Source organism: Bacillus sp. CH_48, assembly GCF_038008465.1.
GTDB classification, from domain to species: Bacteria; Bacillota; Bacilli; order Bacillales; family Bacillaceae_G; genus Bacillus_A; species Bacillus_A thuringiensis_S.
Genome location: NZ_JBBOZF010000001.1, coordinates 3,875,726 through 3,902,056 on the forward strand (window position 1 = coordinate 3,875,726; position 26,331 = coordinate 3,902,056).

A 26,331-nucleotide genomic window follows, 5' to 3' on the forward strand; every position below is an offset into this window, starting at 1 on the left:
CCACTAAATTTGATCTATATTAAATCTATTCAGTGGTTAAAGTTTGTACAACTAAATAATAAAAAGTGGAGTGGGTTACTTATTTTTATGCAAGTATTTTATTATTCGAGAAAAGGGACACTTGGATGGAATTGTTTCATCATCACGTAAAAAATATTGTTGCCATTCATAATTATCTTTTTCACCATAATCTTTAAGAGAAGGGTGAATAGGAGCTTTGTCATAAGCGGCTAGACGTTGACGTATTAAGTTTTTTAGTTTTCTACTGCGTTTCTCAGAATTCATAATTCCCTGTAAAACCCACCTAGGAGTTAAAGCAAGCATCATACATGAAAAATGTCTACTTTGTCTATTGACATGGGCAGGTGTAGCGCAGTAAACAAAATATGATTCATTATGAAAGCAAAATTCCCAAGTGTTTTCCATAGGATCATTTGGAATGTGCATAGGCCATTCCATCTCGTCCAAACGGCTAGTTGTATTAAGTAGAGACCAATAAATATGTTCAAAATCCTCAACGGTAGTTTCTTGCTTTAAATCTGTTGGTGTATGAATAAAAACAATGAGTGAGGCGTATTGACCTGTGTCTCTAGAACATTCAGTATATTCTTTAAGTAATGCAGCAAAATCCTCGCTAGTATTCGTATCTCTAGGATCACCAATAAATCCGTACCTGAGGTGATTTGCTGTAAAGCCGTGTTGAGCTGGTATACAAGGGAAAGGTTTATCTTTATCTGTCATTTTTAATTTAAAAGAACGGAAAGCTTCTCGTTGCCAATGTGGAAGGGTAATAATATTTTTTTGTAAAGAGTCTTTATTATAAAGCATAGTCATCTTTTTATCCCTCCTAAGTCATAATATATAACCTATTAATTATTTAAGAATAGGTGACTAACACGACTAGAATAATTGTTTTTTAATCTATAAAAATAAAATGATTTAATGAAGAATCCCCTTCAATGTAGTTACTTTAATAGTTGATCTTTAATAACGTATAAATTTAAGTAGCTATAAAATTTGAAAAATATATAAGGAATATGTAGGTACAATGTTCAAATTTATATTTTCTAACTAATATGGTTTATAACGAAACAAGAAGGGATGTATTATGATGGGGATTTTTAAGGAAGAAAAAATTAAATTTATAGATTGTAAAGGCGAAGAAGTCATTTTGAAAATCAAAATTAAGGATATAAAAAAGTAGGGAAGAGGAATTAAGGATACTTTATTGTGATTAACATAGAAGGATAATAAGCAATCATGAATTAGATTGAAATGAATTCATGTAGTATAGGCCCTTTTTGAATTTTTTTGCATAGTGTAGCATGAATGAATATTAAGGGGGAACGTCTATGTCTTATCCTAATCAGCTAGCTTGGCATGAAACATTGGAGTTACATGAATTAGTAGCATTTCAAGCAAACGGTTTAATCAAATTAAAAAAATCAGTTAGGAATGTACCTAATCAAGCACTTCAATCGTTATATATTAAAGCTATAAATGCCATCCAAAACAATCTACAAGAGTTAGTACAATTTTATCCTTATGCTCCTGGATTTCAATCGCAGCATCGTGATGACACTGGATTTTACGCTGGAGATTTACTTGGATTAGCAAAGACATCTGTTCGAAACTATGCAATAGCGATTACCGAAACTGCAACGCCGCGACTTAGAGAAGTTTTAACCCGTCAAATAAATGATGCTATACAATTACATGCACAGGTTTTTAACTTTATGTATGAGCGTGGTTACTATCCAGCTTATGATTTAAAGCAACTATTAAAAAATGATGTTCAAAATGTGCAAAAGGCAATACAAATGCAATATTAAAATGAAGATTTGGAAATTATCATTAGAGAAAAACTATAGTTTATTTATAGAGGATCAAATAGTTAAGACTATATGGTAATTTCCATTGTTAATAAATTGATTAAATGCTAAAAAGATAGATTGATTCTAAAATGTTAAAGAAATTATACTAGCTCTATTTTAGAATGGTGAACCACTTAAAGCTTTTTTAGTGAGTTTTAATAAAATATTAAATACGCTTGAGAATAAGTATTTATATGATACATCTAATTGAATGTTATTTTCCTTTGGTACTAAGTATGTTTAGCACGTTTTTCTTTTGGGAAAAATAAGAATATACATTAGTGGAAAGGATAGGATTTAATGGTTACCAAAACCGATAATACAAGCTATTTAACCTCTTCTGTTTATTTGACCCGTAATCTATGGTCAGGTATCTTGTTTGGGCTAGGGTTAGTAGCTTTTATAGATGAAACTATTTTTCATCAACTGCTACATTGGCACCATTTCTATGATAAATCTACAACAGATATTGGACTCATTTCAGATGGTCTTTTTCATGCTTTTAGTTGGTTTGCAACGATTGGTTCCTTGTTTATGGTTGCTGATCTTCGCCGTAGAAATGCATTTTGGTTGAAAAGATGGTGGAGCGGATTAATGCTTGGTAGTGGTGGATTTCAATTATATGACGGTATAATTCAACACAAACTAATGAAAATACATCAGATTCGATACGTAGATAATGTTCTTATCTACGACGTAATATGGAATATAATTGCGACTGTAATGCTCTTAATTGGCATTCTGCTAGTTTTTCAGACAAGAACTGATGAAAGATTATTGAGAGGTAAAAGCTTAAATGAATAATAACCATCTTCATCATGAAATATGGAATGTACTGGATATTTTAGTATTCGTATTCATTTTAATTATGTTAATAATTTATATAGTAGCCACGATTTTATCAAATCGCCATTACAAACGATGGTCGTTATATCGAAGTGTCTTCTGGATTTTAGGACTTATTTGTGTGGCAATAGCAGTTGTTGGGCCCTTAGCTCATCGTGCTCATAATGATTTCACAGTGCATATGCTTGTGCATTTACTCCTTGGGATGCTTGCTCCAATTTTTATAGCATTAGCCGCTCCAATGACTCTTTTTTTACGAACGTTCAATGTGAGAACAGCGCGACGTCTTTCAAGGATACTAAAGAGTAGGCCTCTACAACTTCTTACTCATCCAATTATCGCAACCTTGCTTAATTTAGGAGGACTATGGATTCTCTATACGACTAGCTTATACTCGATGATGCACGAAAGTATACTTCTTCATTTGTTCATACATTTCCACGTTTTTATTGCAGGATATCTGTTTACCACATCAATGATTTATGTTGATTTAATATCCCATAGGTATAGCTATATGTACCGATCAATTATTTTAATAATTGCATCAGCTGGTCATGGGATATTATCAAAATACATATATGCTCATCCGCCTGCTGGTGTAGTTACTGAACAAGCAGAAATTGGGGGCGTGCTGATGTATTATGGCGGCGATTTCGTTGATATTGTTCTTATTTTTATACTTTGTTTGCAATGGTCTAGGGGTAGCAGACAGCGAACAAAAGTTAATAATGTAGTAAGGTCATGGGATGTATCGGATTTTTTGAAACTAAAAACTTTGAAATGAAATTTAGTTAAACTGTATTATGGATTAAGTATGGTATGAACAAAATTAAAAAAAGTATGTTAAAAGTAAAAAGAGCAGTTTTTCTATGGCTAAATTTACAGCTGATGAAAAAATACAAATCGTTCTACGTTATTTGAACGGAAATGAAAGTTATCGAGAAATGGGTAAATCGCTCGGTATAAGTGACACAATCATTTTGAATTGGGTAAACCAATATAAACAGAATGGTCTGGAAGCTTTTCTAAAACGATGTACAAATTACACACAACAATTTAAACTAGACGTACTAAACTTTATGATTGAAAACGGTATGTCCTTATTTGAGACGGCAGCTATCTTTAATATTCCTGCCCCTTCAACGATTTCTGTTTGGAAAAAACAGCTCGAAACACAAGGAATTGATGCCCTTCAATCTAAGAAAAAGGGGCGTCCATCCATGAAAAAAGATTCAAATAAACAATTAAAACAACCTTTAGCTGAAGGGTCAGTCGAAGCACTTGAAGCACGCATTAAACAGCTTGAGATGGAAAATGAGTACTTAAAAAAGTTAAATGCCTTAGTTCGAAACAAGGAAAAGTCACAAAACAAGACAAAGCGCAAGTAGTCTATGAATTAAGGCATAAATATTCGGTGAAGGCACTCGTGGAGCTAGCTACTATTCCTCGAAGCACGTATTATGATTTAGTAAAGAAAATGAATCGTCCAGATGTAGATGCCGATTTGAAAGCTGAGATTAAAGCGATTTATGAGGAAAATGAAGGTCGTTATGGTTACCGTCGCATTTGTGATGAATTAACGAATCGTGGCCAGAAAGTGAACCACAAGAAGGTTCAGCGCATTATGAAAGAGCTTGGGTTAAAGTGTGTTGTGCGTATGAAGAAATATAAATCCTATAAAGGAAAAGTCGGTAGAATTGCACCTAATATTTTAGAGCGTAATTTTCATACAGATGCACCGAATCAAAAGTGGGTAACAGACATCACAGAGTTTAAATTGTTTGGAGAAAAACTGTATGTATCACCTGTATTAGATTTGTATAATGGTGAAATTATTACCTATACAATTGGTTCTAGACCGACGTATTCGCTTGTTTCAGACATGTTAGAGAAAGCATTGGAACGTTTACCTGAAACGCACCAGCTACTGATGCATTCGGATCAAGGATGGCATTATCAAATGAGACAGTACGTCCGTACTCTTGAATCAAGAGCTATCGTCCAGAGTATGTCTCGAAAAGGCAACTGTTACGACAACGCAGTAATAGAAAATTTCTTTGGGATTATGAAGTCGGAGTTCCTCTACATAAAAGAATTTGAAAATGTAGAGCACTTTAAAATAGAATTAGAAAAATATATAGATTATTATAATACGAAACGGATTAAGGCAAAATTAAAAATGAGTCCGGTACAATACCGGACTCACTTTTATCAAGCTGCCTAATGAAATAACCGTGTCTAACTTTTAGGGGTCACTTCATTATTATGACTGCTCTTTTTTATGGTAAGAAGTACAACCTGGGTAAGAAGCGGGCTTATACTACAGATAGTATTTGAGGAATATCGAGTTTTATTCACAAGGCGTAGTTCTATTCTAATAATAGAGATGTTGCCTAAGTACAGTGTTTTTTATTAAACTTAATAATTTTTTCCGTTTTGATTTTGTTTCTTAAATATAAGAATAAAAATTATTTTCATGCTTAATGTATCTTTTAGTCTACATATTTTCCATAATCGGGTAAAGCGATTTTATCAAATTCTTGAACGAGTGTTTTGAGGCTTGTTGATAGCAATTCACCCGACATCGGTATCCCATGTCCAGTAACAGCGGTTAGAGGCTTTAACTTCTCTAGCTTAATAACTGACTCTTTAGCGGCTTTCCAGTCTGTTGTTAAATAACGAGGCGGACCGCTTATTTCCTGTTCTTGAGTTATTACTTTATACAGATACTCCTGTTTCACTGTAACAAAAGCGTCCCCAGCAATTAAAGTTCGTTCTTTTTCTCGGAATAATGAAATATGCCCTGGAGTATGTCCTGGTGTATGAATCCATCTAAACTCTGGCATATGGGGAACAGTTCCATCGGTAGGTAGCGCTTTTACGTTATTTCCTAAGTCAATTGGTTCGTTTGGGAACAGAGGAGACATTTTTGCTACCATACCACCTTCAACTGTAGGGTCTGGTTCTGGATAGCTTTGTTGTCCGGTCAGGAACGGTATCTCCATCTGATGTGCATAGACGGGAACATCCCAATACTTGATGAGTTCAATTATTCCCCCAACATGATCAAAATGGCCGTGAGTTAAAATAATGGCTTTTGGGCGACTATTGGTACCAAATCGATCCTCAGCGATAGAGATAATTTTATTTGCACATTTAGGCATTCCAGCATCAACTAAAACAAAATCATTGGTCTCAGGATTTCCAGCAAAGCATATATTGACGATTTGAATCGTGTAACAAAATAAATCAGGCAATACTTCAATGCCATGACCACTTTCAATTGAAGTTGCTGGAATAAACTTGTAATCACTTCCATAATTCATTTCATTGTCCAATTTTTCTCCCCCTTAATATATTTTAATACGACATTATAGTTCCCTAATCTTGAAAATTCATTTTGGCGAATTTGAGAAAAGAATTAATGTGGGATTAAAAAACAATAATTTAGTCCTAGAATTAAGAGAGATTCATATCAATTTATATAAAGTGCAAACAGGAAATATTGATTTTACAATTGTAGTTTCTACTATTTTTTGAGGAGGGATTACGAGTTAATAAAAGATTCATCTGGATATTATAATGTAAGTTTATACAAAAATTACATAACAGTAGCTGATATAAATCCATTAAATAAGACGATTACTTGTATCGATGCTTTTCATAATCAAAGAATGTTTAAGTTTGGAGATATAATTGAAGTGAATTCGAGGGGATAAATAAAAAAGATTATCTCTTCCTAACTTAATTATATCATGTAAATCAAGTTCGAAATAGACTGTTTCTTCTCATTTACTACTGATACAATCAAGAACACAAGTAAAGTAAGGAGAGATGTTACATGAGTTCTTTCGTTCTCGATTTTCAGGAAATAGAAAACACGTACCTTTCACTTGTCGGTGGAAAAGGTTTGAATTTAGGGGAGTTATCCAACATTCAAGGGATACAAGTGCCAGAAGGATTTTGTGTTACAACGATAGGGTATGAAAAGGCCATCGAGCAAAATGAAGGGCTTCAAATTTTGTTGCAGCAGCTAACGATGCTAAAAATTGAGGAACGAGGTCAAATTTGTGAAATTAGTAAGAAGATTAGAGAAGTCATTATGGCGGTGGAAATTCCAGTTGATGTAGTGGAATCAGTAGCTCATCATCTCTCTCGCTTTGGCGATGAACATGCGTATGCAGTGCGTTCGAGTGCTACTGCTGAAGATTTACCGTATGCCTCGTTTGCTGGTCAACAAGATACGTATTTAAATATTATTGGAAAAGAAAGCATTTTGCAGCATATTAAAAAATGCTGGGCTTCTTTATTTACAGATCGAGCGGTTATATACCGAATGCAAAACGGTTTTGATCATAATCAAGTTTCTATATGTGTTGTCGTTCAAAAAATGGTTTTCCCTGTGGCTTCAGGGATTTTATTTACTGCCGATCCGATTACTTCGAATAGGAAGGTGTTGTCAATCGATGCCAGCTTTGGACTTGGCGAGGCGCTAGTATCTGGATTGGTTTCTGCCGATAATTATAAGGTAAAAGAAGATGAAATCGTCGGAAAGGTCATCGCAACGAAAAAATTAGCCATCTATGGAAGAAAAGAAGGCGGAACAGAGACAAAGAAAATTGCTCCTAATCAGCAAAAAGTTCAAACACTTACTGAACAACAAATTTTACAACTAGCACGCATCGGAAGACAAATCGAAGTTTATTTTGGTTGTCCGCAAGATATTGAATGGTGTTTAGTTGATGATACATTTCATATAGTCCAAAGCAGGCCGATTACGACTTTATATCCAATTCCAGGAGTAAATGATGGGGAAAATCATGTGTATATATCGGTTGGTCACCAACAAATGATGACCGATGCGATGAAACCACTTGGGTTATCTTTTTTCTTGTTAACGACTAGTGCTCCTATGCGTAAAGCGGGAGGCAGGTTATTTGTTGATGCTACGCAACAATTAGCTTTACCTGCTAGCAGAGATTACTTAATAAACACTTTAGGAAAATCGGATCCACTCGTAAGAGATGCATTAACGACTATAATCGAGCGAGATGATTTTATTCAATTGTTACCGGATGATGAAAAAGGAAAGAGTGCTAGTAAAAGTAAGCAACCTGCAAGTTCGCAAACAGAAATCGAAAATAATACGGCAATCGTTACGAATTTAATACAGAATAGTCAAGAATCGATCGAAGAGTTAAAACGAAACATGCAAACGAAATCAGGTGTGGATGTATTTGATTTTATTTTGCAAGACATCCAGCAATTAAAGAAAGTATTATTTAACCCGCAAAGTATAGCTGTTATTATGGCTGGTATGAATGCTTCAACATGGATGAATGAAAAGATGGAGCAATGGCTAGGTGAAAAAAATGCAGCAGATACACTTTCTCAATCCGTACAAAATAATATTACTTCAGAAATGGGTTTAGCATTATTAGATGTTGCAGATGTGATTCGGCCGTATCCAGAAGTCATTGCGTATTTACAGCATGTAGAAGATGACAGCTTTTTAGATGAATTAGTTCAGTTTAAAGGCGGGGAAAAAGTTCGGGATGCAATCGAGGCGTTTCTAAGCAAATATGGAATGAGATGCAGCGGAGAAATCGACATTACGAAAACGCGCTGGAGTGAAAAGCCAACAATCATTATCCCGATGATTTTAAATAATATAAGAGACTTTGAAGCTGGCGCTAGTAAGCGAAAGTTTGAAGAAGGACTACAGGAAGCTTTGAAAAAAGAAGAAGAGTTAGTAGATCGATTACAAGACTTGCCGGATGGAAAACAAAAAGTAGAAGAAACGAAGCGAATGATTCGCAACATCCGTAATTGTATCGGTTATCGTGAATATCCAAAATACGGCATGATTAATCGTTATTTTATATATAAGCAGGCGTTATTGAAAGAAGCTAAGCAACTTGTGCAGAGCGGGGTCATTCATGAAGTCGATGATATATACTACTTAACTTTTGAAGAACTTCACGAAGTCGTCCGCACAAATAAACTAGATTACGAGCTTATTCATAAGCAAAAAAATGAGTACAAATTATATGAAAAACTAACGCCGCCGCGAGTTATGACGTCTGATGGAGAAATCATTACAGGTAAATATAAACGAGAAAATCTCCCAGCTGAAGCAATAGTAGGTTTGCCTGTTTCTTCTGGAGTGATTGAGGGGAGAGCACGCGTTATTTTAAATATGGAAGACGCGAATTTGGAAGAGGGAGATATATTAGTTACGGCATTTACCGATCCTGGCTGGACACCTTTGTTTGTTTCTATAAAAGGGTTAGTAACAGAAGTCGGTGGGCTTATGACGCACGGAGCAGTAATTGCACGTGAGTATGGATTACCAGCAGTCGTCGGAGTAGAGAATGCTACGAAACGAATAAAAGACGGTCAACGAATTCGGATACATGGAACAGAAGGGTATATTGAAGTGTTGTAAGTAAAAGAGCATCCACTATTATAGTGGATGCCCTTTTATTATATAGCTGACTTATTTCTTTAAACCAGCCGCATAAAAAGGTCCATGAACTGCAATAGTTGATAAAAAGCGAGCAATCTCCTCAGGTGTTTCTTTTTGTCCATTATTTAACCATTGCTGTATGACACCTATATGTGCAGATGCCATATAAGAAGTTAAGTATTCGCTTGGAACAAGTAAATTTTCCTTATTAATGAGAGGACCATTCGTATCTTCAAATAATGTTTTCCACATAAAATCTTTCAGTTTTGTTTGGAAAGATAAATCTCCATTTGGGCTAAGCACAGCTCTCATAAAATCACTATTTTCATTTAGAAATTCAAGAATAGAAGTGATAAGTATAAATGGCATTGTTGGAGAAGGATTTGTTCCAAGATCAGCAATAACTTCCGGGAATTTCTGTTTGGCAATTTTAGAAAACTCGTACATAATGTCTTCTTGGCATTTTGTCATTAAATCAAATTTATCTTGATAGTGCGCATAGAAAGTACCGCGATTAATGTTTGCTTTCGTTGTAATATCTTTCACTGTAATGGCGTCAAAACCTTTTTCTTCAATTAGCTCCACCAATGCATTTCGTATGGCGGTTTTCGTACGAACAACACGCAAATCTAAATTGCTATCGCGCAACGCATGTCCCTCCTTAATTTTACTCAACACATTTAGAAAATGTGTCTTATAACCGACACATTCCCGATTTTTGATTATTGTATATGGTTCAACTCGAACATATAATTCAAAATATAAATAAACAACACGTTGTTGATTATTATAAATCAAATTAAAGGAGGAAAAAAGAAAATGTTTAAAAATAAACTTTTATTTTTATCACCAGTTATTGCACTGCTTGTTGTTTTTATTTTTTCATTAACGTTATTTCCAACTGTTCAACCGCAGCCGAAAAACTTGCCAATTGCAATTGTAAATGAGGATCAAGGTGTAGAAATTCCAAATCAACCGAAAATGAATATGGGGCAAACAATTGTTGATACGGTGAAAAAATCATCGAAATCAGATGAAGAACCTGCGGTAAAGTGGGTAGAAGTGAAGAATAAGGAAGCAGTTCAAAAAGGGCTAAATAATAAAGAGTATTATGCAGCGTTAGTCATTCCGAAAGAATTTAGTGCAAAACAAGCATCGTTACGAACACCACAGCCATCTTCACCTGAGATAGAAATATATATTAATCAAGGAATGAATACGGCTGCATCAACTATGGTAGGGCAAATATTACAGGCGATCGTTGATAATATGAACAATAATGTCCGTACACAAATATTAGAAGGGTTGAAAACAAAAGGAGCTACTGTAACAACAGACCAAGCTGAGAAATTAGTAACACCTATTGTAAAGAACGTGAAAAATGTGAATGAGGTCGGCAAAAATAGTGCGAACGGTAACTCACCAATATCATTGTTCCAACCGTTATGGATTGCAAGTTTAGCTAGTGCAGCGATTATTTTTATTGCGATTAGTAAAATGCCAGTAAGCTCAAGAAAAGAAAACTTTCTGTTAAAAGTAAAACAAATCGTAACAGGAGCTATTGCGACACTTGTAATTGGGTTTGGTCTTACATGGATTGCAGATGGGATGGTAGGGTTAAATATTTCGAACTTCACGGATACAGCTCTATTCTTATCTATTACTTCTTTTAGTTTCTTCTTAATGATATCTGCGGTACTTTCATTAGTTGGACTAAAAGGAATCGGTTTATTCGCTTTATTACTATTCTTCGGAGCGCCGTTATTATCGTTAGCACCTGAGATGTTGTCTCCGTTTTATCAAGACTGGGTTTACTCATGGTTACCAATGAAATTTATGATTGAAGGCCTAAGAGAAATCTTCTTCTTCGGAAAAGGATTAAGCTGGAATACACCTGTTACTGTACTCGTTTGGATTGGTATAGTAAGTATGGTTACTATATTAGCAACTACATTCAAACGTAGTGTAGTAAAAGGGCATAAAACAGAATTGAACGCTTAAAAAAAGCCGTTTCACTAAATTAGTGAAACGGCTTTTTTGTGATGAAATCTAAAAGCTGAAGAATGAGTATCTGCTGTTGTCGCCTTAGAATTAAGTCGGAATCTCTAAAAATCGCGTACGTTCCAAACAATCTCACCACGTTCATCATCCCACGTACTGTGATGACGCTTAAATCCTATCTTTTCTAGTACCCGGAGTGAAGCGATATTCCAAGCGCCTACAGTCGACCAAAGTCTATGGCGCCCAGTAGCAATCGCAGCGTCCAGTACAACGGATGCCGCCTCAGTTGCATAACCTTTACCATGGGCGCTGCGGAACAACTCGTATGCAATCTCCGGCTCTTCAAGTGTGGAACGACCGATAATTAAGCCGCAGTATCCGATGAAATCGCCTTCATTGCGCCTTCGAATAGTGAGAAGGGAAATGCCATTTTCCTCTGCCTTCTTGCGCATCTCAATGAGCCGGTTACGAACGGAATCAACGGCTGGAATGTCCACACCACGTTCGCCAATTAATTTGCTCAGCCAAACGGAATCGGATTCCTCCCACATACTAAGCTCAAGTCTTTCGGTTTTCAGCTGGAAGGCCATAGGTTTAAATAAAGATGGCATAGTGGTACCTCCTAGTTATATGACTGGATTCATAATAGCTTCGCATCTCAACACCACATCTGGTTGGAAACCTGATTCATTCGCGAATTTATAGCAACAGCGTACAAAAAAATAGTGATATTTTATCCGCTATTTGCCGTGTAGTAAAATCCCCATTGATTATAGTTTCACTTTATGAATAAGCAATTCCTTTGCAAAATAGACCCTTTTCTCAAACTTTACTTTCAATCTAAAGTCGTCCCGTTATATACACAGGCTCCTACTATTTCTAAATGCATAAAATGTTAAGCGAAAGTATGGAGGGATACGATGTATAATTCGAATTATTATGATTGGTATAGACAAAATGATAAGTTGATTAGTGATATTGAAAAAGCTATAAACGGAGAGTATAGCGCTATAAGCTGCTATGCAAAATTAGCGAATATGGCTCCAAATCAAGTAGAACAAAAACAAATTCTTGAAATTCGTAATGATGAAATAAAGCATTTTCACAACTTTGTACAAATTTATACGAGTTTAACTGGTAGGCAGCCAAAACCACAAATTACTGAAGACTGCCCAAATACGTATTTACAAGGATTAGAGTTCGCTATACAAGATGAACAAAAAACAGTAGATTTTTATTTGGAAATTTCAGATGAGACATCGGATGCACATCTGAAAGAGTTGTTGCGGAGAATAGCTGCGGATGAACAAAATCATGCAGTATGGTTTTTATATTACTTCGTGAAGTCGAAGTGAGCATTAAGAATGAACGACTGATGTGGTGCATATATTAAAAAATATTTTAAAACGTAGTGCAACAATTGAATGAAATATTTAAATGTAAGCAGAAGGAAACCGTTTCGCTAGTAGTGGAGCGGTTTTTTTATGATGTACATATGTATCGACAAAATATAGTAATTACATTTGATATATAATGTATGAAATGAAAATGAATAAGTTAGGAGCAAGTATATGAAAAGAGGGATTACAGTAGATATTCTAGATGGATATGATAATTTACTTTGGAAAGTATTAAAGCCAATTGATATTACTGTATTTGATTGGCAAGTCATGGGAAGGGAGGAAGCTTATATAATAATAGGGAATGAATTAGGTTCAGAATTATTTTCAGAAGATAACGAGATCATGGAAGGATCAGAATTAAAAAAGCTAATAAAAGATAACATATATTATCTTTTATTTTTAGATTTAAAAGCATGTCCAAAAGGAGAGGTACTAGGAGAAATTGCAACATTTGAAGAATTTAAGGAGAGTAAGTGTGAAGTAGTCGTATTAGTAGCGGATGGTGAGTATATACAAATTTATGCGAAAAACCAAGAAGAGATTGAAATGATGTATGAAAACGCAGTGAATCAAGGATTTTATGTAGAATATATTACAGATGAAAATGATGGAAGGACGCATTTGTCAGTATGGTAGCAATTTGAAAGGGGAACGGCAATATGGAGAGAAATATAAGTAAAGAACATGAAATTCGAATTGCTACTGAAATTGAAAGTGATAGTATTCTCCTTTTATTAAAAGAAGTAGCGCAATGGCTACAATATAAAGAAGTGGATCAGTGGCAGTATCTTTTAGGAGAGGAAGCTACGGCTGAAATACTAGAATGTATAAGAGAAAAATATACATATGTTGTTCTGAAAGAAGATGAAATAGTTGGTACGGTTACAGTTTCTCCTAAACAAAATGAATGGGATGAACATATTTTTGGTAAAGAGGAAGTTTCTAATTCATTATATATTCATAGATTTGCGGTGAAACGGAAGTATAAGGGAAATGGAATAGGCGAATGGATTTTACAGTGGGTAGAAGAGAATGTGCAATGTGATAAAGAGTATTTGAAGTTAGATTGTGTGGGGCATAATCGTACGTTGAATGATTTTTATAAGAAAAATGGTTTTGAATATGTTGGAAGTACGGATGGGCTTAGTAAGTTTCAAAAGAAAAGGAGAATGTGAATGCATCTAATTAATGTAAGTTTAGTTGAAAAGTTAATACAGGAACAGTTTCCCGAATGGGCCCATTTAGAAGTGAAACCTGTAAAGTTTAGTGGGCATGATAATAGGACGTTTCACTTAGGGGATGAGATGAGTGTAAGATTGCCAAGTGATGTGGCATATGCACCGCAAGTAGAGAAAGAAAATAAGTGGTTACCACTATTAAGTAAGAGGCTTTCTTTACCGATTTCTACCCCACTTGCGAAAGGAAATCCGTCTGAAGCGTATCCATTGCCTTGGTCTATTAATAAGTGGATAGAGGGGGAAACAGTTACGAAACAAAACGTTCGTGATTTAAATGAATTTGCAGCGGATTTAGGATCTTTTTTAGTAGAATTGCAATCTATTGATGCGAGTAACGGACCTTTAGCTGGAACACATAATTTTTACCGGGGCGGACTTATATCGGTATATGATGAAGAGGCGAGAGTTGCTATTGAAAATAATAAGGATGTTTTTGACGAGGCATTATTAAAGCACCTTTGGAATGTAGCACTTAGTTCAACATGGGACCGTAAGCCAGTTTGGGTTCATGGAGATGTAGCGCCAGGGAATTTACTCGTTAAAGATGGAAAGCTTTGTGCTGTAATTGATTTTGGTATTTTAGGAGTAGGAGATCCTGCATGTGATGCGGCGATGGCTTGGACATTTTTTGATGAAAATAGTAGAAACGTATTTAAAGAAGTGTTACGTATGGACGAAGAAACATGGAATAGAGCGAGAGGATGGGCACTTTGGAAGGCGTTAATTACATATGACGCAAATAAGGATAGTAATGAGAGGGTGGCAGAAGAATCTTATCGTATCATTCAAGTGATTGTGGATGATTATAAAGGGGAATAGAAAAGCCTATTTCAAAATAGGTTTTTTCATATGATTAAATAGTAGAAACGGAAAGAAGGAATATAACATAATTATGCAGAATATTTAGATAATAGGAGGTGTCGAATTTTGAGTGAAATTGAATTAAAGAGCAATATAATTAAGGCAGGGCGAGAGAAGGGGATTATTCTCCGGTTTATACTTGCTAGTCTCGTTGGAGTGTTTATGTTTTTCGTTCCTGTTACGATAAACGGTGCATCGTCTATTATGATTGATCATATCGTATCGTGGATTAGGGCTTCGGTTCCTGACGTAGTACCTTATTATGCATTATTTGTTATGGCAATTGGTGCGATTTATCCATTTTATACGAAGAAATGGAATGCATCTATCGTAGACATTTGTTTTTCTATTTTAAAAGTAGTTGGCGTTGTTTTTGGCATATTATATTGTTTAAAAGTAGGACCAGCTTGGTTCTTTGCGCCAGATGTTGGACCGTTTTTGTATGAGAAGCTAGTCATATCAGTAAGTTTGCTCGTTCCAATTGGCTCGGCGTTTTTAGCGTTATTAGTCGGATATGGATTGCTTGAATTTATCGGTACATTTTGTCGTCCGATTATGAGGCCATTATGGAATACGCCGGGGAGATCGGCAATCGATGCAGTTGCGTCCTTCGTTGGAAGTTATTCGCTTGCTCTCCTTATTACGAATCGCGTGTATAAAGAAGGAAAGTATACCACAAAAGAAGCGGCGATTATCGCTACAGGATTTTCTACAGTATCCGCTACATTTATGATCATCATCGCAAAAACATTAGATATTATGCATTTATGGAATGTTTATTTTTGGACTACGCTTGTTGTAACATTCATCGTGACTGCTATCACCGTAAGAATCCCGCCCCTCAGTAGAAAACCAGATACATATGTAACAGAAGAAGGGTTCCCAGAGCCTGTTTATAAAGAGAAAATGTTAGAATGTGCTTGGGAAGATGCGTTAGAAGTATCAAAGTCTGCACCGAGCATTATGAAAAATATTGCAGTGAATTTAAAAGACGGATTTATTATGACGATGGGAATTTTACCATCCATTATGTCAGTAGGATTAATTGGTATCGTCTTAGCGAAGTTTACGCCAATATTTGATTGGATCAGTTATATTTTCTATCCGTTTACATGGCTATTACAATTACCAGAAGCAGACTTAGCCGCTAAAGCCGCATCAGTTGGTATTGCAGAAATGTTTTTACCGTCATTATTAGTTGTAAGTGCGCCACTTGTGACAAAGTTTGTCATTGCAGTTGTTTCCGTATCATCTATACTGTTTTTCTCCGCTTCCATTCCTTGTATATTATCAACAGATATTCCGTTAAAAGTATCTGAACTTATTATTCTGTATGTGCAGAGAACGATTTTAACGTTGCTTATCATTACGCCGATTGCTTATTTGTTGCTTTGAACTAGAATGTAAGTTCTAAATATATGACGTTTACTAACTTGTGTAAATGAATATTTATTGTAAAATCGTAGGTAGTGCGAAATTATAAGTGCGATGCTTGAATAAAGGCATCGCATTTTTTATTTTTAGATGTACTACACGTTTACAAAAAAATATTTTTATATATTAATAAAACGATATTGATGGTATGTTATAGTAACAACAAAGGGGGCTTACAAATGGAAATTATTCACGAAAGAGCAAAGTTGCGGTTAATGGATAATACTGATGTCGAAACTTTGTTTTCGATTGTAGAAGGAAATCGGGATATTTGGGCGTATTTAATCTCTAAAATGGATAGTGTGCAAGATATGCAACAATACGTTCAAAAAGCGATAAAGGGTTACGGAAGAGGTACTCAAATACCTTTGGTAGTCGTAGATCAACAGACGAATAAGATTGTAGGAAGTACACGTTTATATAATATTTCAGTAGAAGATAAGACAGTTGAGTTAGGGCAAACGTGGTATCATCCGAGTGTGCAACGTACGAGTATAAATACAGAGTGTAAGTATATGCTTCTCCAGTATGCTTTTGAAAAACTGCATATGCTTAGGGTACAAATTAAGACGGATGCAAGAAATGAAAAAGCACAACGAGCAATTGAAAGGTTAGGCGCAGTAAAAGAGGGTGTGCTTAGAAATGAAAGAAAATTACCGAATGGTTATGTGAGAGATGCGGTGGTGTACAGTATTATCTCGAGTGAATGGCCAGGCGTAAAAGAACAATTGTTAGAAAAATTAGAGTTATATAAAGAAAAGGTATAATTCGTGTTTTGAAAGGTATATTGTTCGTGAGGTATGAAAAATATACCTTTTTTCTTACAAAATGCTACTTTATTTTAATTCCTTTTGTTTCATCGTTCCCTTCTGAGAAAAAATTCGTTACAATGTAGTTGTATGGTAATAAACTTATGAATTTAAAAAAATGTAATGAAAACCGCAAATGAAAATGAATTGATAATCCTCAATTTTAAATGAAAACCCTTTTATATATAAATAACAAGTAAAGTTCCTTCTTTTAAATAAACTCAAACAAAACGATTTGATATAAATGTTTTTTATAGAAGTATGGATGATGTACGGAGGCAATTACAAATGAAAGAAAATAAGAAGAGTAAGAAAAGACGAATCTTTCAAGTATTTTTACTAATGATTTGTTCTGCTATTTTATATGTAAGTTATGCAGCTTACGATATTTGGAGTTATCGTTTTAAAGCAAATGATGACGTGAAAACGGATGCTGGTATCGTACTAGGCGCAGCTTCATGGAACGGAAAACCATCTCCTGTATTTAAAGAAAGAATTAATCATGCGATTTCTTTATATAGGAACGGAAATATTAAAAAGATTATTTTTACAGGTGGTACAAAGTTCGAGGCAGAACTTGAGGAAGCACGTACTGCAAGAGTATATGCAATGAAACAAGGTGTAAAAGAGGAAGATATTTTAATTGAAACAAAATCCCTTTTCACTGAAGAAAATTTAAAGAATGCGAAGCAAGTTGGAATAGAGAACGGAATACACACATACACGATTGTAAGTGATCCACTTCATATGAAACGCGCAATGAGAATCGCAAAACATATTAATATTGAAGCATATGCTTCACCAACGCCGACATCAGCATATAAAACGTTAGATACAGAAATACCATTCTTCTTTAAAGAATTATTCTCGTATATTGGATATGTAACCTCTTTGCCGTTAAAAGCATTGAAGGGGGACTAATATAAGAAAAGGATCTATCCTTAAATAGGAACTTTTCTTATTAGTCAAAAACATTGTATTTTTATCGGAATAGTGAAACAATAGAGAGGTAGCTTCATATAATCATAATGACAAAATGAACGGTTTATGAATCGAGCATAAAGTGAAACTTTAATCAGTGGGTGGGTTTCCCACTGATTATTAGTTGAACCAATCGGGCGTTTACGGGCAGTTGATCTCCCGCCTAACTTCCTTTGCTTCACCTGAATTTTTAGGTGGGAGTTTTACTGCCCGTTAATGCGGGATAAAGGAGATTATAGTATGGCACTCTCATTTGTTGAAACAGAAGAACAGTCTTTAATTATTGAGAAAATAAATAAATTGATTCCGAAGTTCATGGAAAGGGAGCATCAACTAAGTGAATTAGGATCATTTCCGTATGAAAATATAAATGATTTGAAAGATATCGGATATACGAAATTAACGTTACCGAAGGAATTTGGTGGTAGTGCGATTTCTTTATATGACTTCGTTTTATTTCAAGAAAAAATCGCGGAAGGCTGCGGAGCTACTGCATTATCGATTGGCTGGCATCTTGGCATTGTGAAAGAATTAGCGGAAAATCGCTCTTGGGATGATGATGTGTTCAAATGGTTTTGCGAAGAAGTAAGCAATGGTGCGCTCTTTAACAGGGCAGCAACAGAGCCAAAAACAGGGAGTCCGACGCGTGGTGGTAAGCCAGAAACAATAGCGATTCAACAAGGCGAGAAGTGGATTATAAATGGAAGAAAAACTTTTACAACAATGGCGCCAGTACTTGATTATTTTATTATTTCAGCAAGTATGGAAGGCCAAGAAGAAGTTGGTGAGTTTGTCATTCCAAGAAATACGCTCGGTGTATCCATTGAAGAAACGTGGGATAGCGTTGCAATGCGAGGGACTGCTAGCCACGACCTTGTCTTACAAAATGTAGAGATAGACAACCGCTTTTTTACGGATGTAAAAGGCGGGAAAGTGAAACAAAAGGGTATTGGCTGGTTGCTACATATACCAGCATGTTATTTAGGAATTGCACAATCAGCAAGAAATTATGCAGTTCAGTTTGCGGGATCATACAAACCAAATAGTTTAAACCATTCTATTAGTTTATTACCGAATGTTAGAAGATTAGTTGGAGAATTAGAACTCGAGCTTATGCAAGCTCGCGTCTTTTTATATCAAATTGCGAAAAAATACGATGAGGCAGAAGATAAACTGTCACTGCAAGCAGAATTAGCAGCCGTGAAATACGCCGTAACAAATGCGGCGATATCCATAGTGGATAAATCAATGCGCATCGTAGGAGCAAAAAGTTTATCAGAAAAAAATCCGCTCCATCGTTACTATTTAAACGTCAGAGCAGGATTACACAATCCGCCGATGGATGATGCAACATTGTCTATGCTGGCGGATGCGGCGTTTCGGTCGTAGTTTTTAAAGCTTATATTTTATTGTTTATGGATAAAATAGTTGTTTTGAAAGCACGGGTTTGATTAGTGATCAAATCCGTGCTTTTTATGTGTATGAAGTACTTGGGTGAGATGTAGGTTTTTAATATAAATGATTATCATGGTTTTGTGATTGTTTCTTGTTGAAAAATTCTTGTTGTAATGCCAGTTTGAAGGCTGTATAAACATTTTTCGTATTTAATCCCAAATTAATGGTCTTTCTAAGTTTATCATTCGTAAATATTGTAAAAATTGACCTGCATGGACCGCATCATGATAGGCAATTCGTAATAGCATGTCTCCTAAATATCTTTGATAGCCAACATCGCTTCGATCGATAAGGGTTGAATCTAGCTCTGCTATGTTTATGGATTGAACATACTCTATGAAGTCAGTAAAGTATGATTGTGCCAATTCAATTTCCTTTTTTACACAAGTAATTGGCTCTTCATCATACGGGAAATGTATATCATTTATTGAGCCGTTGTTTTTTAAAATCATATGATAGTAAAAAATTGAGCTCCATACGTGACGAATCATCTCACCAAAAGAAATAGCCTCATTATCAGGCCTCCAATTAAGAAAATTATCGGGAAGAGAATTCCATAATTTTTCTGAGCGCCTTCTCGTCTCTTTCAAATTTAATATACTAAGATCAATTGCATTCATAATAAATTCTTCTTTACTATTAAACTTAAAATAATTGTATCAATTTAACAGTTAGGGTATCATCGAAATATGAATGTATATCCGAATATCTCATATATAGCTAAACTAATTGCTGAACCTACAAGAGCAATCATCTTAGATTGTCTAATGAATAATCAGGCACTACCTGCTAGCGAATTGGCTTATATGGCAAAAGTGTCACATCCAACAATTAGTTCTCATCTTTCTAAATTAGTAGAGGGGAATCTACTTACAGTTGAACAACATGGTAGACATCGTTACTATCGACTTGCTAATCAAGAAGTTGCAGAAGTGCTTGAAAAGTTAGAGACAATCGCACCAACAGTTCAAGTTCGCTCTTTAAAACAATCAGGTCAACTAAAACAAATTCGTTATGCTCGAACTTGTTATGATCATCTTGCAGGCAAACTCGGTGTAGAGATAACTGGAAAATTACTAGATAGGAAATTTATAATTTTAGAGGATGGAGAATACATTGTAACAGAACAAGGTAAACAATGGTTTCTGAATTTTGGAATAAATGTTGATGAGGAAGATACAAAAAGGAGGGTATTTGCAAAACCTTGCCTTGATTGGAGTGAACGGCGTTACCATATTTCTGGTTGGCTAGGGTCTGCAATTGCAAAACTGCTTTTTGAACAAGGATGGATTACGAAAACGGATAAGAACCGAGCTGTCCATCTTACAAAGAAAGGTGTAAAGTTATTGGAAGATCAATTAGGCATTGATATGAAAACTGAGGAAAGAAAAGCTTGAAATTAGAAAAGTCCGTCAAAATGACGGGCTTTTTCATTATGGTAGGAGTGTACATGAATAATAGGATGTTACCAATAATCGTTGCCAATAAAAAATCTTTCTTTTCATTCTTCTTTTTTAAGTTTTAAAGGAGAAAGCTAGGCTTCTTATTTTTACTAATGTTATAATAAGAAAAAAGCACGAAAAGAGGTCATCTCATGCTAGAGGTTATTGCAACATGTTTAGAAGATGTAAAAAGAATTGAAAGTGCTGGCGGGAAGCGGATTGAATTAATTTCATCTTATACAGAAGGTGGTTTAACACCAAGTTATGCTTTTATAAAAAAAGCGGTAGAAGCGGTGAGTATACCAATTCATGTTATGATTCGTCCGCATGCGAAGTCTTTTACATATACGGAAGAAGAAATTGAAATGATGAAAGAAGATATTATAGTTGCGCAGAAGTTAGGAGCAGCTGGTGTAGTATTAGGCGTATTAAACGAACAAAATGAAGTAGATGAAGAGAAATTAGCGGATTTACTATCTGTTGTAGATGGAATGAATGTAACGTACCACCGTGCGATAGATGATATAGAAAATCCAGTAGAAGCGATGAGAACTTTAAAGAAGTTTCATAAAGTAACTCACGTTTTAACTTCAGGTGGACAAGGAGATATTGTAGACAATATTCCGGTGCTTACAGAAATGCAAAAAGTAAGTGATGGTCAAATTCAGCTTGTAGCTGGAGCTGGCGTGACGAAAGAAAATATAAAGCGATTGCTAGATGAAACTGGAATTTCGCAAGCACATGTCGGTACAGCGGTAAGAGAAGCAAAATCATGTTTTTCTGAAATAGATCCTAATGTAGTACAAGAACTAGTTGAAATAATAAAATAAGTGCTTAAGAAAGAGGAGAAACGATGAAGGAAAATACGAAGAAAGAATTATTCTCTTGGGCTAAAACGATAGGGTTTACCCTTGTATTAATTGCTATTATTCGCGGCGTTTTATTTACACCTTCTTTAGTACAAGGTGAATCGATGATGCCCACTTTAGAAAATAACGAACGAGTTCTCGTGAATAAGATTGGTTATAGTATAAGTGGATTAGATCGCTTTGATATTATCGTCTTCCACGGAAAAGAAGGGTACGATTTAGTAAAACGAGTAATTGGTTTGCCAGGCGATACAGTTGAGTATAAAAATGATGTTTTATATGTAAACGGCAAAGCGATGGAAGAACCATATTTAAAACAGTTTAAAGAAAAAGCAGTAGGCCGTGTATTAACTCCAGACTTTACGTTAGAACAAATCACAGGGAAAACGAAAGTGCCAGAAGGCCAAGTATTTGTTTTAGGGGATAATCGTGAAGTTTCTAAGGATGGTCGCATGTTTGGCTTTATTTCAGAAGATGAAATTGTCGGAAAAGGACAAGCTGTTTTCTGGCCGTTAAAACAAGTAAGAGCGTTATAAAGTGTGGTGAAGTATGGGAGAGATATTCTTCCATACTTTTTTATTTGCTTAAAATCTATTGATTGAATTGAAAGAATATTTTATAATTTTAAATTATATGTTTGTTTCGAAAAATGGAATTTAAGTTCCGTAATTCGGAACGAAAGGGAGATAGAATGAGTATAAATAAAACGGCAGTTAAGACAATGGATATTTTAGAGTTGTTTTATGAGCATGAAGAGCTAAGTTTAACTGAGATGGTTCAGCTTACAAATATGCCGAAAACATCTGTTTATCGTTTAATTGGCTCGTTAGAAGAGATGGAGTTTTTACAAAAAAACGAAAAGGGGAAATATCGTTTAGGGGTCGTATTTTTACGGTTCGGTCAACTTGTTTCACACCGGTTATCAGTAAGAAATATAGCAATTCCTTATATGAAAGAACTTAGAGATAGTTTAGGACAGGCAGTTAATTTAATAATTCAAGATGGTAATGATGCAATTTATGTTGAAAAGATGGAAGGTGTTCAGCCGGTACGCGTGTATACGGCGGTTGGAAGAAGAGCACCACTTTATGCTGGCGCATGTCCAAGAATTTTACTATCATATTTCTCTGAGGAAGAGAAACGGAGATACATAGAGGAAGTGGATTTAAAACAGTTTGCAGATGGAACAATCGTGGATAAGAAACAATTGTTAGAAGTGTTGCAAATGGCAAAAAAGGAAGGCTACACAATTAGTTATTCTGAGTTGGAAAATCATACAGCCGCGATAGCAGCACCCATTTTTGCGAGCGATGGAACGGTTGTAGCAGGCATTAGTATTTCAGGATTAGCAATTGAGTACAGCGAAAGTAACATTTCATATTTTATTGCGAAGGTGAAAGAAACAGCGCATCGCATTTCGAAAGAACTCGGCTTTTTGGCATAGAAAGAGGGAGTAGGATGAAATTTTCTGCGTTAGGGGATCAAGCAATTATTGTTACATTTGGTGAAGAAATTAAGATGGATATATATGAGAAAGTACAGTGGTTATTTCAAGCACTGCAGCAACAGCCGTTTGCAGGAATGATTGAGTGCGTTCCGTCGTTTACTTCATTAGCTGTTTACTACAATGCATATGAAGTATGGAAGAGAAATGAGAGAAGTGAAAGGTCATATGATTACGTTCGTCAGTATATAAAGGAGCTGTGTGATTCTTATAAAGAAGAAGTAAAACAGGATGTGAAACATATTTCTATACCAGTGTGCTACGGGGGAGAATATGGACCTGATTTAGAAGAGGTTGCACATTATAAAGGTTTACAAGTAGAAGATGTGATTCGAATACATAGTGAAACTACATATTTTGTATATATGCTTGGTTTTACACCAGGGTTTCCGTATTTAGGAGGACTATCAAAAGAATTAGAAACACCTAGAAAAGAAACGCCACGATTACAAATCTCTCCTGGTTCAGTAGGTATTGGCGGAAATCAAACAGGTATTTATCCGCTTGAAACACCAGGTGGATGGAATATTATCGGCCGAACACCTATTACTCTATTTAATCCGAACGAAGAAATACCAACATATATTCAAAGTGGTATGTATTTACGATTTATCCCAATAACGAAGGAAGAGTACGTATCGCTTGAGGGGGCTAAAAAATGGATGTAGAGGTTTTGCATGCAGGGATGTTTACAACAGTCCAAGATTTAGGGCGATCTTATTATCAACAATATGGTGTACCTGTTGGCGGGGCTATGGATCAAAGTGCAATTCGGATGATCAATATGTTAGTTGGTAATGAAGAGAATGAAGCGGCACTCGAAATGACGATTATGGGACCTAAATTGTTAATAAAGAAAACGACTTTACTTGCGATTGGTGGAGCAGATATGGAACCGTTACTGAATGGAGAACGTATCCCGTTATGGCGTCCCATTTTAGCGGAAGAAGGTAGTATGCTTTGTTTTGGAAAAGTGAAAAGTGGTTGCAGAGCGTATGTGACTTTTGCGGGTGGCATCCATATTGATCACACTATGGGAAGTAAAAGTACGTACATACGTGCTGCGATTGGCGGTATAGAAGGAAGAATGCTCAACAAGGGTGACTACTTCCAAATTGGTGCACAACCAGAAATGGCGAATCGTTTCATTCAAGACTTACAAAAAAATGAGCGAATAAAAACGAAATGGGCAATTAGCAACAGCGTACTACCAAAATATAAGAAACATCCTAAGCTTCGTGTCATAACTGACTTTGAATACGATCAATTTACAGAAGAAAGTAGAAAGACATTTTTTACGAAAGAGTATAAAGTATCTAATTATGCTGACCGTATGGGCTATAGGGTTGAGGGAGAAGTTTTAAATAGGATTGAAGAAAAAGAGATTTTATCGAGTCCTGTTACATTTGGAACCATTCAAGTTCCTAATGGTGGACAGCCGATTATATTAATGGCAGATAGGCAAACGACAGGTGGCTATCCGAGAATGGGAAATATCATTTCAGTAGATTTCCCTCTTCTTGCCCAGCTAAAGCCGGGGGACTATGTTTCTTTTGAGAAAATTACGCTTGAAGAAGCGGAACAATTGTACATAGAACAGGAAGTAAATATGAATCTATTAAAGAAATTCATCGCTTTACGAAGCTGGAATTAGGAGGAATACATTGTGACTACAATCGATTTAAACTGTGATTTAGGAGAAAGTTTTGGAGCTTATAAAATGGGGAATGATGATGAAATTCTTCCGTTCGTTTCCTCTATAAACGTTGCTTGCGGTTTTCATGCGGGTGATCCGTCTGTTATGCGTCAAACTGTTGAAAAAGCTTTGGAGCATAACGTAGCGATAGGAGCGCATCCTGGATTTCCTGATTTAATTGGATTCGGTAGAAGAAACATGAATGTTTCAGCAAGTGAAGTATACGATTATGTTTTATATCAAATCGGCGCATTAGACGCATTTGTAAAAGCGGCAGGCGGGAAAATGCAGCATGTAAAGCCGCATGGTGCCTTATATAATATGGCGGCAACGGATTCGAAAATTGCAGATGCAATCGCTAAGGCAATTTATCATATGAATCCGAGTCTATCGCTTTACGGATTAGCAAATAGCGAGGCGTTTATACAGGCTGCAGAAAAATACAATGTAACTCTCGTACAAGAAGCGTTTGCGGATCGTACATATAAGCAAGATGGAACGTTAACGAGCCGTACAGAAGAAAATGCACTTATAAAAAATGAAGACGAAGCGATAAAGCAAGTGCTTCAAATGGTGAAAGAAGGCTATGTAAATTCGGTCAATGGAGAGGAAGTAGCAGTTCAGGCGCAGACGATTTGTTTACACGGTGATGGAGAAAAAGCAGTACAATTTGCGGGAAAAATATACAGAATATTCGAACGTAATGGTATTTCTATTTGTGCACCGAAATAAAAAATAGGGGGAAGTGCTGGGATGATTAAATTAATCGGAATACTACTTGTTGCAGTGGGCTTTTTATTTAGATTAAATACACTTTTAGTAGTTATGGTTGCAGGTATTGTTACGGGGATGGTTTCAGGATTAAGTTTTTATGATGTGATCAGCATGTTCGGTAAATTTTTCATAGAAAATAGATATATGTCTATGCCAATTATATTAACTTTACCGGTAATCGGAATTTTAGAGCGTTACGGTTTAAAAGAAAGAGCAGAAGCACTTATAACGAAATCAAAAGGAGCAACAACTGGAAGAGTATTAATGTCATATTTTACGATAAGAGAATCGTCAGCAGCACTAGGGCTTAATATTGGTGGGCATGCACAAACGGTAAGACCGCTCGTTGCACCGATGGCAGAAGGGGCCGCGCAAGGTAAATACGGTAAACTTCCTGAAAAATTAAGAGAAAAGATTAAAGCAAACGCAGCTGCTGCGGAAAATACAGCTTGGTTTTTCGGAGAAGATATTTTCATCGCAACTGGTGCTATTTTATTAATGAAAGGGTTCTTCGATTCAGTAGGTATGCATGTGGGTGTATGGGATATGGCACTTTGGGGCATTCCAACTGCAATATCTGCACTTATTGTAAGCTGGATTAGATTTAGAAGGTTTGATAAATATATAGAGAAAACAATGAAGGCAGAAGGAAAAGAAGAGAAGGAGGCAATCTAA

At 35.7% G+C, this 26,331-nt stretch carries 27 protein-coding genes; 22 read left to right on the plus strand and 5 right to left on the minus strand.

Features of this window, described 5'->3' with window-relative positions; translation table 11 throughout:
• Positions 1-75 precede the first annotated feature (75 nt).
• Complete coding sequence (locus N2V92_RS19405; protein ID WP_000178296.1) at positions 76-834, minus strand: YqcI/YcgG family protein; 759 nt, start codon at positions 832-834, stop codon at positions 76-78.
• Between the two features lie 518 nt (positions 835-1,352).
• On the opposite strand from N2V92_RS19405, the gene cotF reads away from it, so the two are divergent.
• The 4 genes from cotF (at position 1,353) to N2V92_RS19425 (ending at position 4,944) form a co-directional block, all read left to right on the plus strand.
• Positions 1,353-1,832 (plus strand): spore coat protein CotF, encoded by a 480-nt coding sequence (cotF, locus tag N2V92_RS19410; protein ID WP_000121389.1) that lies wholly within the window; start codon positions 1,353-1,355, stop codon positions 1,830-1,832.
• Positions 1,833-2,174: 342 nt separating this feature from the next.
• Entirely contained in the window at positions 2,175-2,678 is a 504-nt protein-coding gene (locus N2V92_RS19415) for a DUF2243 domain-containing protein (RefSeq protein ID WP_000256786.1), read from the plus strand.
• Positions 2,671-3,504, plus strand: coding sequence for a cytochrome c oxidase assembly protein (locus N2V92_RS19420; RefSeq protein WP_001063503.1), 834 nt, complete (start codon positions 2,671-2,673; stop codon positions 3,502-3,504). The genes N2V92_RS19415 and N2V92_RS19420 overlap by 8 nt, the downstream gene beginning before the upstream one ends.
• 85 nt (positions 3,505-3,589) lie before the next feature.
• A protein-coding gene (locus N2V92_RS19425; RefSeq protein ID WP_152619291.1) for an IS3 family transposase occupies positions 3,590-4,944 on the plus strand; the annotation gives its coding sequence in 2 pieces (ribosomal slippage) (positions 3,590-4,043 and positions 4,043-4,944; 1,356 coding nt in all).
• A gap of 268 nt (positions 4,945-5,212) precedes the next feature.
• Here N2V92_RS19425 and N2V92_RS19430 read toward each other — a convergent pair.
• Entirely contained in the window at positions 5,213-6,058 is an 846-nt protein-coding gene (locus N2V92_RS19430; protein ID WP_000368266.1) for an MBL fold metallo-hydrolase, read from the minus strand.
• Between the two features lie 503 nt (positions 6,059-6,561).
• Here N2V92_RS19430 and ppsA point away from each other — a divergent pair.
• Positions 6,562-9,168, plus strand: coding sequence for a phosphoenolpyruvate synthase (gene ppsA / locus N2V92_RS19435; protein ID WP_000094221.1), 2,607 nt, complete (start codon positions 6,562-6,564; stop codon positions 9,166-9,168).
• A gap of 51 nt (positions 9,169-9,219) precedes the next feature.
• Here the strand turns inward: ppsA and N2V92_RS19440 are convergent, their stop codons facing one another.
• Complete coding sequence (locus N2V92_RS19440) at positions 9,220-9,837, minus strand: TetR/AcrR family transcriptional regulator (protein WP_001205690.1); 618 nt, start codon at positions 9,835-9,837, stop codon at positions 9,220-9,222.
• A gap of 171 nt (positions 9,838-10,008) precedes the next feature.
• Here N2V92_RS19440 and N2V92_RS19445 point away from each other — a divergent pair, with 171 nt between their 5' ends.
• Positions 10,009-11,190 (plus strand): YhgE/Pip domain-containing protein, encoded by a 1,182-nt coding sequence (locus tag N2V92_RS19445; RefSeq protein ID WP_000475847.1) that lies wholly within the window; start codon positions 10,009-10,011, stop codon positions 11,188-11,190.
• Between the two features lie 104 nt (positions 11,191-11,294).
• On the opposite strand, the gene N2V92_RS19450 is transcribed toward N2V92_RS19445, so the two are convergent.
• Entirely contained in the window at positions 11,295-11,801 is a 507-nt protein-coding gene (locus N2V92_RS19450) for a GNAT family N-acetyltransferase (RefSeq protein ID WP_001139518.1), read from the minus strand.
• A gap of 309 nt (positions 11,802-12,110) precedes the next feature.
• Here N2V92_RS19450 and N2V92_RS19455 point away from each other — a divergent pair, with 309 nt between their 5' ends.
• The 8 genes from N2V92_RS19455 to N2V92_RS19490 all read left to right on the plus strand — a co-directional run bounded on the left by N2V92_RS19455 (position 12,111) and on the right by N2V92_RS19490 (position 19,305).
• Positions 12,111-12,545: a ferritin-like domain-containing protein gene (locus N2V92_RS19455; RefSeq protein WP_000282834.1), complete on the plus strand. Its 435-nt coding sequence runs from the start codon at positions 12,111-12,113 to the stop codon at positions 12,543-12,545.
• A 216-nt stretch (positions 12,546-12,761) separates the two neighbouring features.
• Complete coding sequence (locus tag N2V92_RS19460; protein WP_000820199.1) at positions 12,762-13,229, plus strand: DUF2691 family protein; 468 nt, start codon at positions 12,762-12,764, stop codon at positions 13,227-13,229.
• A 23-nt stretch (positions 13,230-13,252) separates the two neighbouring features.
• Positions 13,253-13,768, plus strand: coding sequence for a GNAT family N-acetyltransferase (locus N2V92_RS19465; protein ID WP_000440746.1), 516 nt, complete (start codon positions 13,253-13,255; stop codon positions 13,766-13,768).
• The gene (locus tag N2V92_RS19470) at positions 13,769-14,650 is read left to right on the plus strand and encodes an aminoglycoside phosphotransferase family protein (RefSeq protein ID WP_000550180.1); all 882 of its coding nucleotides are present in this window, start codon (positions 13,769-13,771) and stop codon (positions 14,648-14,650) included. It abuts the gene before it with no gap.
• Positions 14,651-14,758: 108 nt separating this feature from the next.
• The gene (locus N2V92_RS19475) at positions 14,759-16,087 is read left to right on the plus strand and encodes a YjiH family protein (RefSeq protein WP_001289409.1); all 1,329 of its coding nucleotides are present in this window, start codon (positions 14,759-14,761) and stop codon (positions 16,085-16,087) included.
• A gap of 218 nt (positions 16,088-16,305) precedes the next feature.
• The gene (locus N2V92_RS19480) at positions 16,306-16,893 is read left to right on the plus strand and encodes a GNAT family N-acetyltransferase (RefSeq protein ID WP_000402590.1); all 588 of its coding nucleotides are present in this window, start codon (positions 16,306-16,308) and stop codon (positions 16,891-16,893) included.
• Between the two features lie 330 nt (positions 16,894-17,223).
• On the plus strand, positions 17,224-17,856 hold the full coding sequence (locus tag N2V92_RS19485) for a YdcF family protein (RefSeq protein ID WP_000662217.1): 633 nt from the start codon (positions 17,224-17,226) through the stop codon (positions 17,854-17,856).
• 300 nt (positions 17,857-18,156) lie between these two features.
• A complete protein-coding gene (locus N2V92_RS19490) occupies positions 18,157-19,305 on the plus strand; it encodes an acyl-CoA dehydrogenase family protein (protein ID WP_042598222.1) in 1,149 nt (382 codons plus the stop codon).
• Between the two features lie 215 nt (positions 19,306-19,520).
• On the opposite strand, the gene N2V92_RS19495 is transcribed toward N2V92_RS19490, so the two are convergent.
• On the minus strand, positions 19,521-19,991 hold the full coding sequence (locus N2V92_RS19495; RefSeq protein WP_042598221.1) for a DinB family protein: 471 nt from the start codon (positions 19,989-19,991) through the stop codon (positions 19,521-19,523).
• Between the two features lie 69 nt (positions 19,992-20,060).
• Here N2V92_RS19495 and N2V92_RS19500 point away from each other — a divergent pair, with 69 nt between their 5' ends.
• From N2V92_RS19500 to N2V92_RS19535, 8 genes are all read left to right on the plus strand, one after another.
• Positions 20,061-20,768, plus strand: a complete 708-nt coding sequence (locus N2V92_RS19500; protein WP_042598219.1) for an ArsR/SmtB family transcription factor — start codon at positions 20,061-20,063, stop codon at positions 20,766-20,768.
• Positions 20,769-20,965: 197 nt separating this feature from the next.
• Positions 20,966-21,643, plus strand: a complete 678-nt coding sequence (locus tag N2V92_RS19505; protein WP_000895107.1) for a copper homeostasis protein CutC — start codon at positions 20,966-20,968, stop codon at positions 21,641-21,643.
• A 23-nt stretch (positions 21,644-21,666) separates the two neighbouring features.
• Positions 21,667-22,218, plus strand: a complete 552-nt coding sequence (gene lepB / locus N2V92_RS19510) for a signal peptidase I (RefSeq protein WP_000662490.1) — start codon at positions 21,667-21,669, stop codon at positions 22,216-22,218.
• A 155-nt stretch (positions 22,219-22,373) separates the two neighbouring features.
• Complete coding sequence (locus N2V92_RS19515; RefSeq protein WP_000026362.1) at positions 22,374-23,126, plus strand: IclR family transcriptional regulator; 753 nt, start codon at positions 22,374-22,376, stop codon at positions 23,124-23,126.
• A gap of 14 nt (positions 23,127-23,140) precedes the next feature.
• Positions 23,141-23,854: a 5-oxoprolinase subunit PxpB gene (gene pxpB / locus N2V92_RS19520; protein WP_000672272.1), complete on the plus strand. Its 714-nt coding sequence runs from the start codon at positions 23,141-23,143 to the stop codon at positions 23,852-23,854.
• On the plus strand, positions 23,845-24,840 hold the full coding sequence (locus N2V92_RS19525) for a 5-oxoprolinase subunit C family protein (protein ID WP_000382259.1): 996 nt from the start codon (positions 23,845-23,847) through the stop codon (positions 24,838-24,840). The genes pxpB and N2V92_RS19525 overlap by 10 nt, the downstream gene beginning before the upstream one ends.
• A gap of 12 nt (positions 24,841-24,852) precedes the next feature.
• Entirely contained in the window at positions 24,853-25,614 is a 762-nt protein-coding gene (gene pxpA, locus N2V92_RS19530) for a 5-oxoprolinase subunit PxpA (RefSeq protein ID WP_000207324.1), read from the plus strand.
• A gap of 21 nt (positions 25,615-25,635) precedes the next feature.
• Positions 25,636-26,331, plus strand: coding sequence for a DUF969 domain-containing protein (locus N2V92_RS19535; protein WP_000593392.1), 696 nt, complete (start codon positions 25,636-25,638; stop codon positions 26,329-26,331).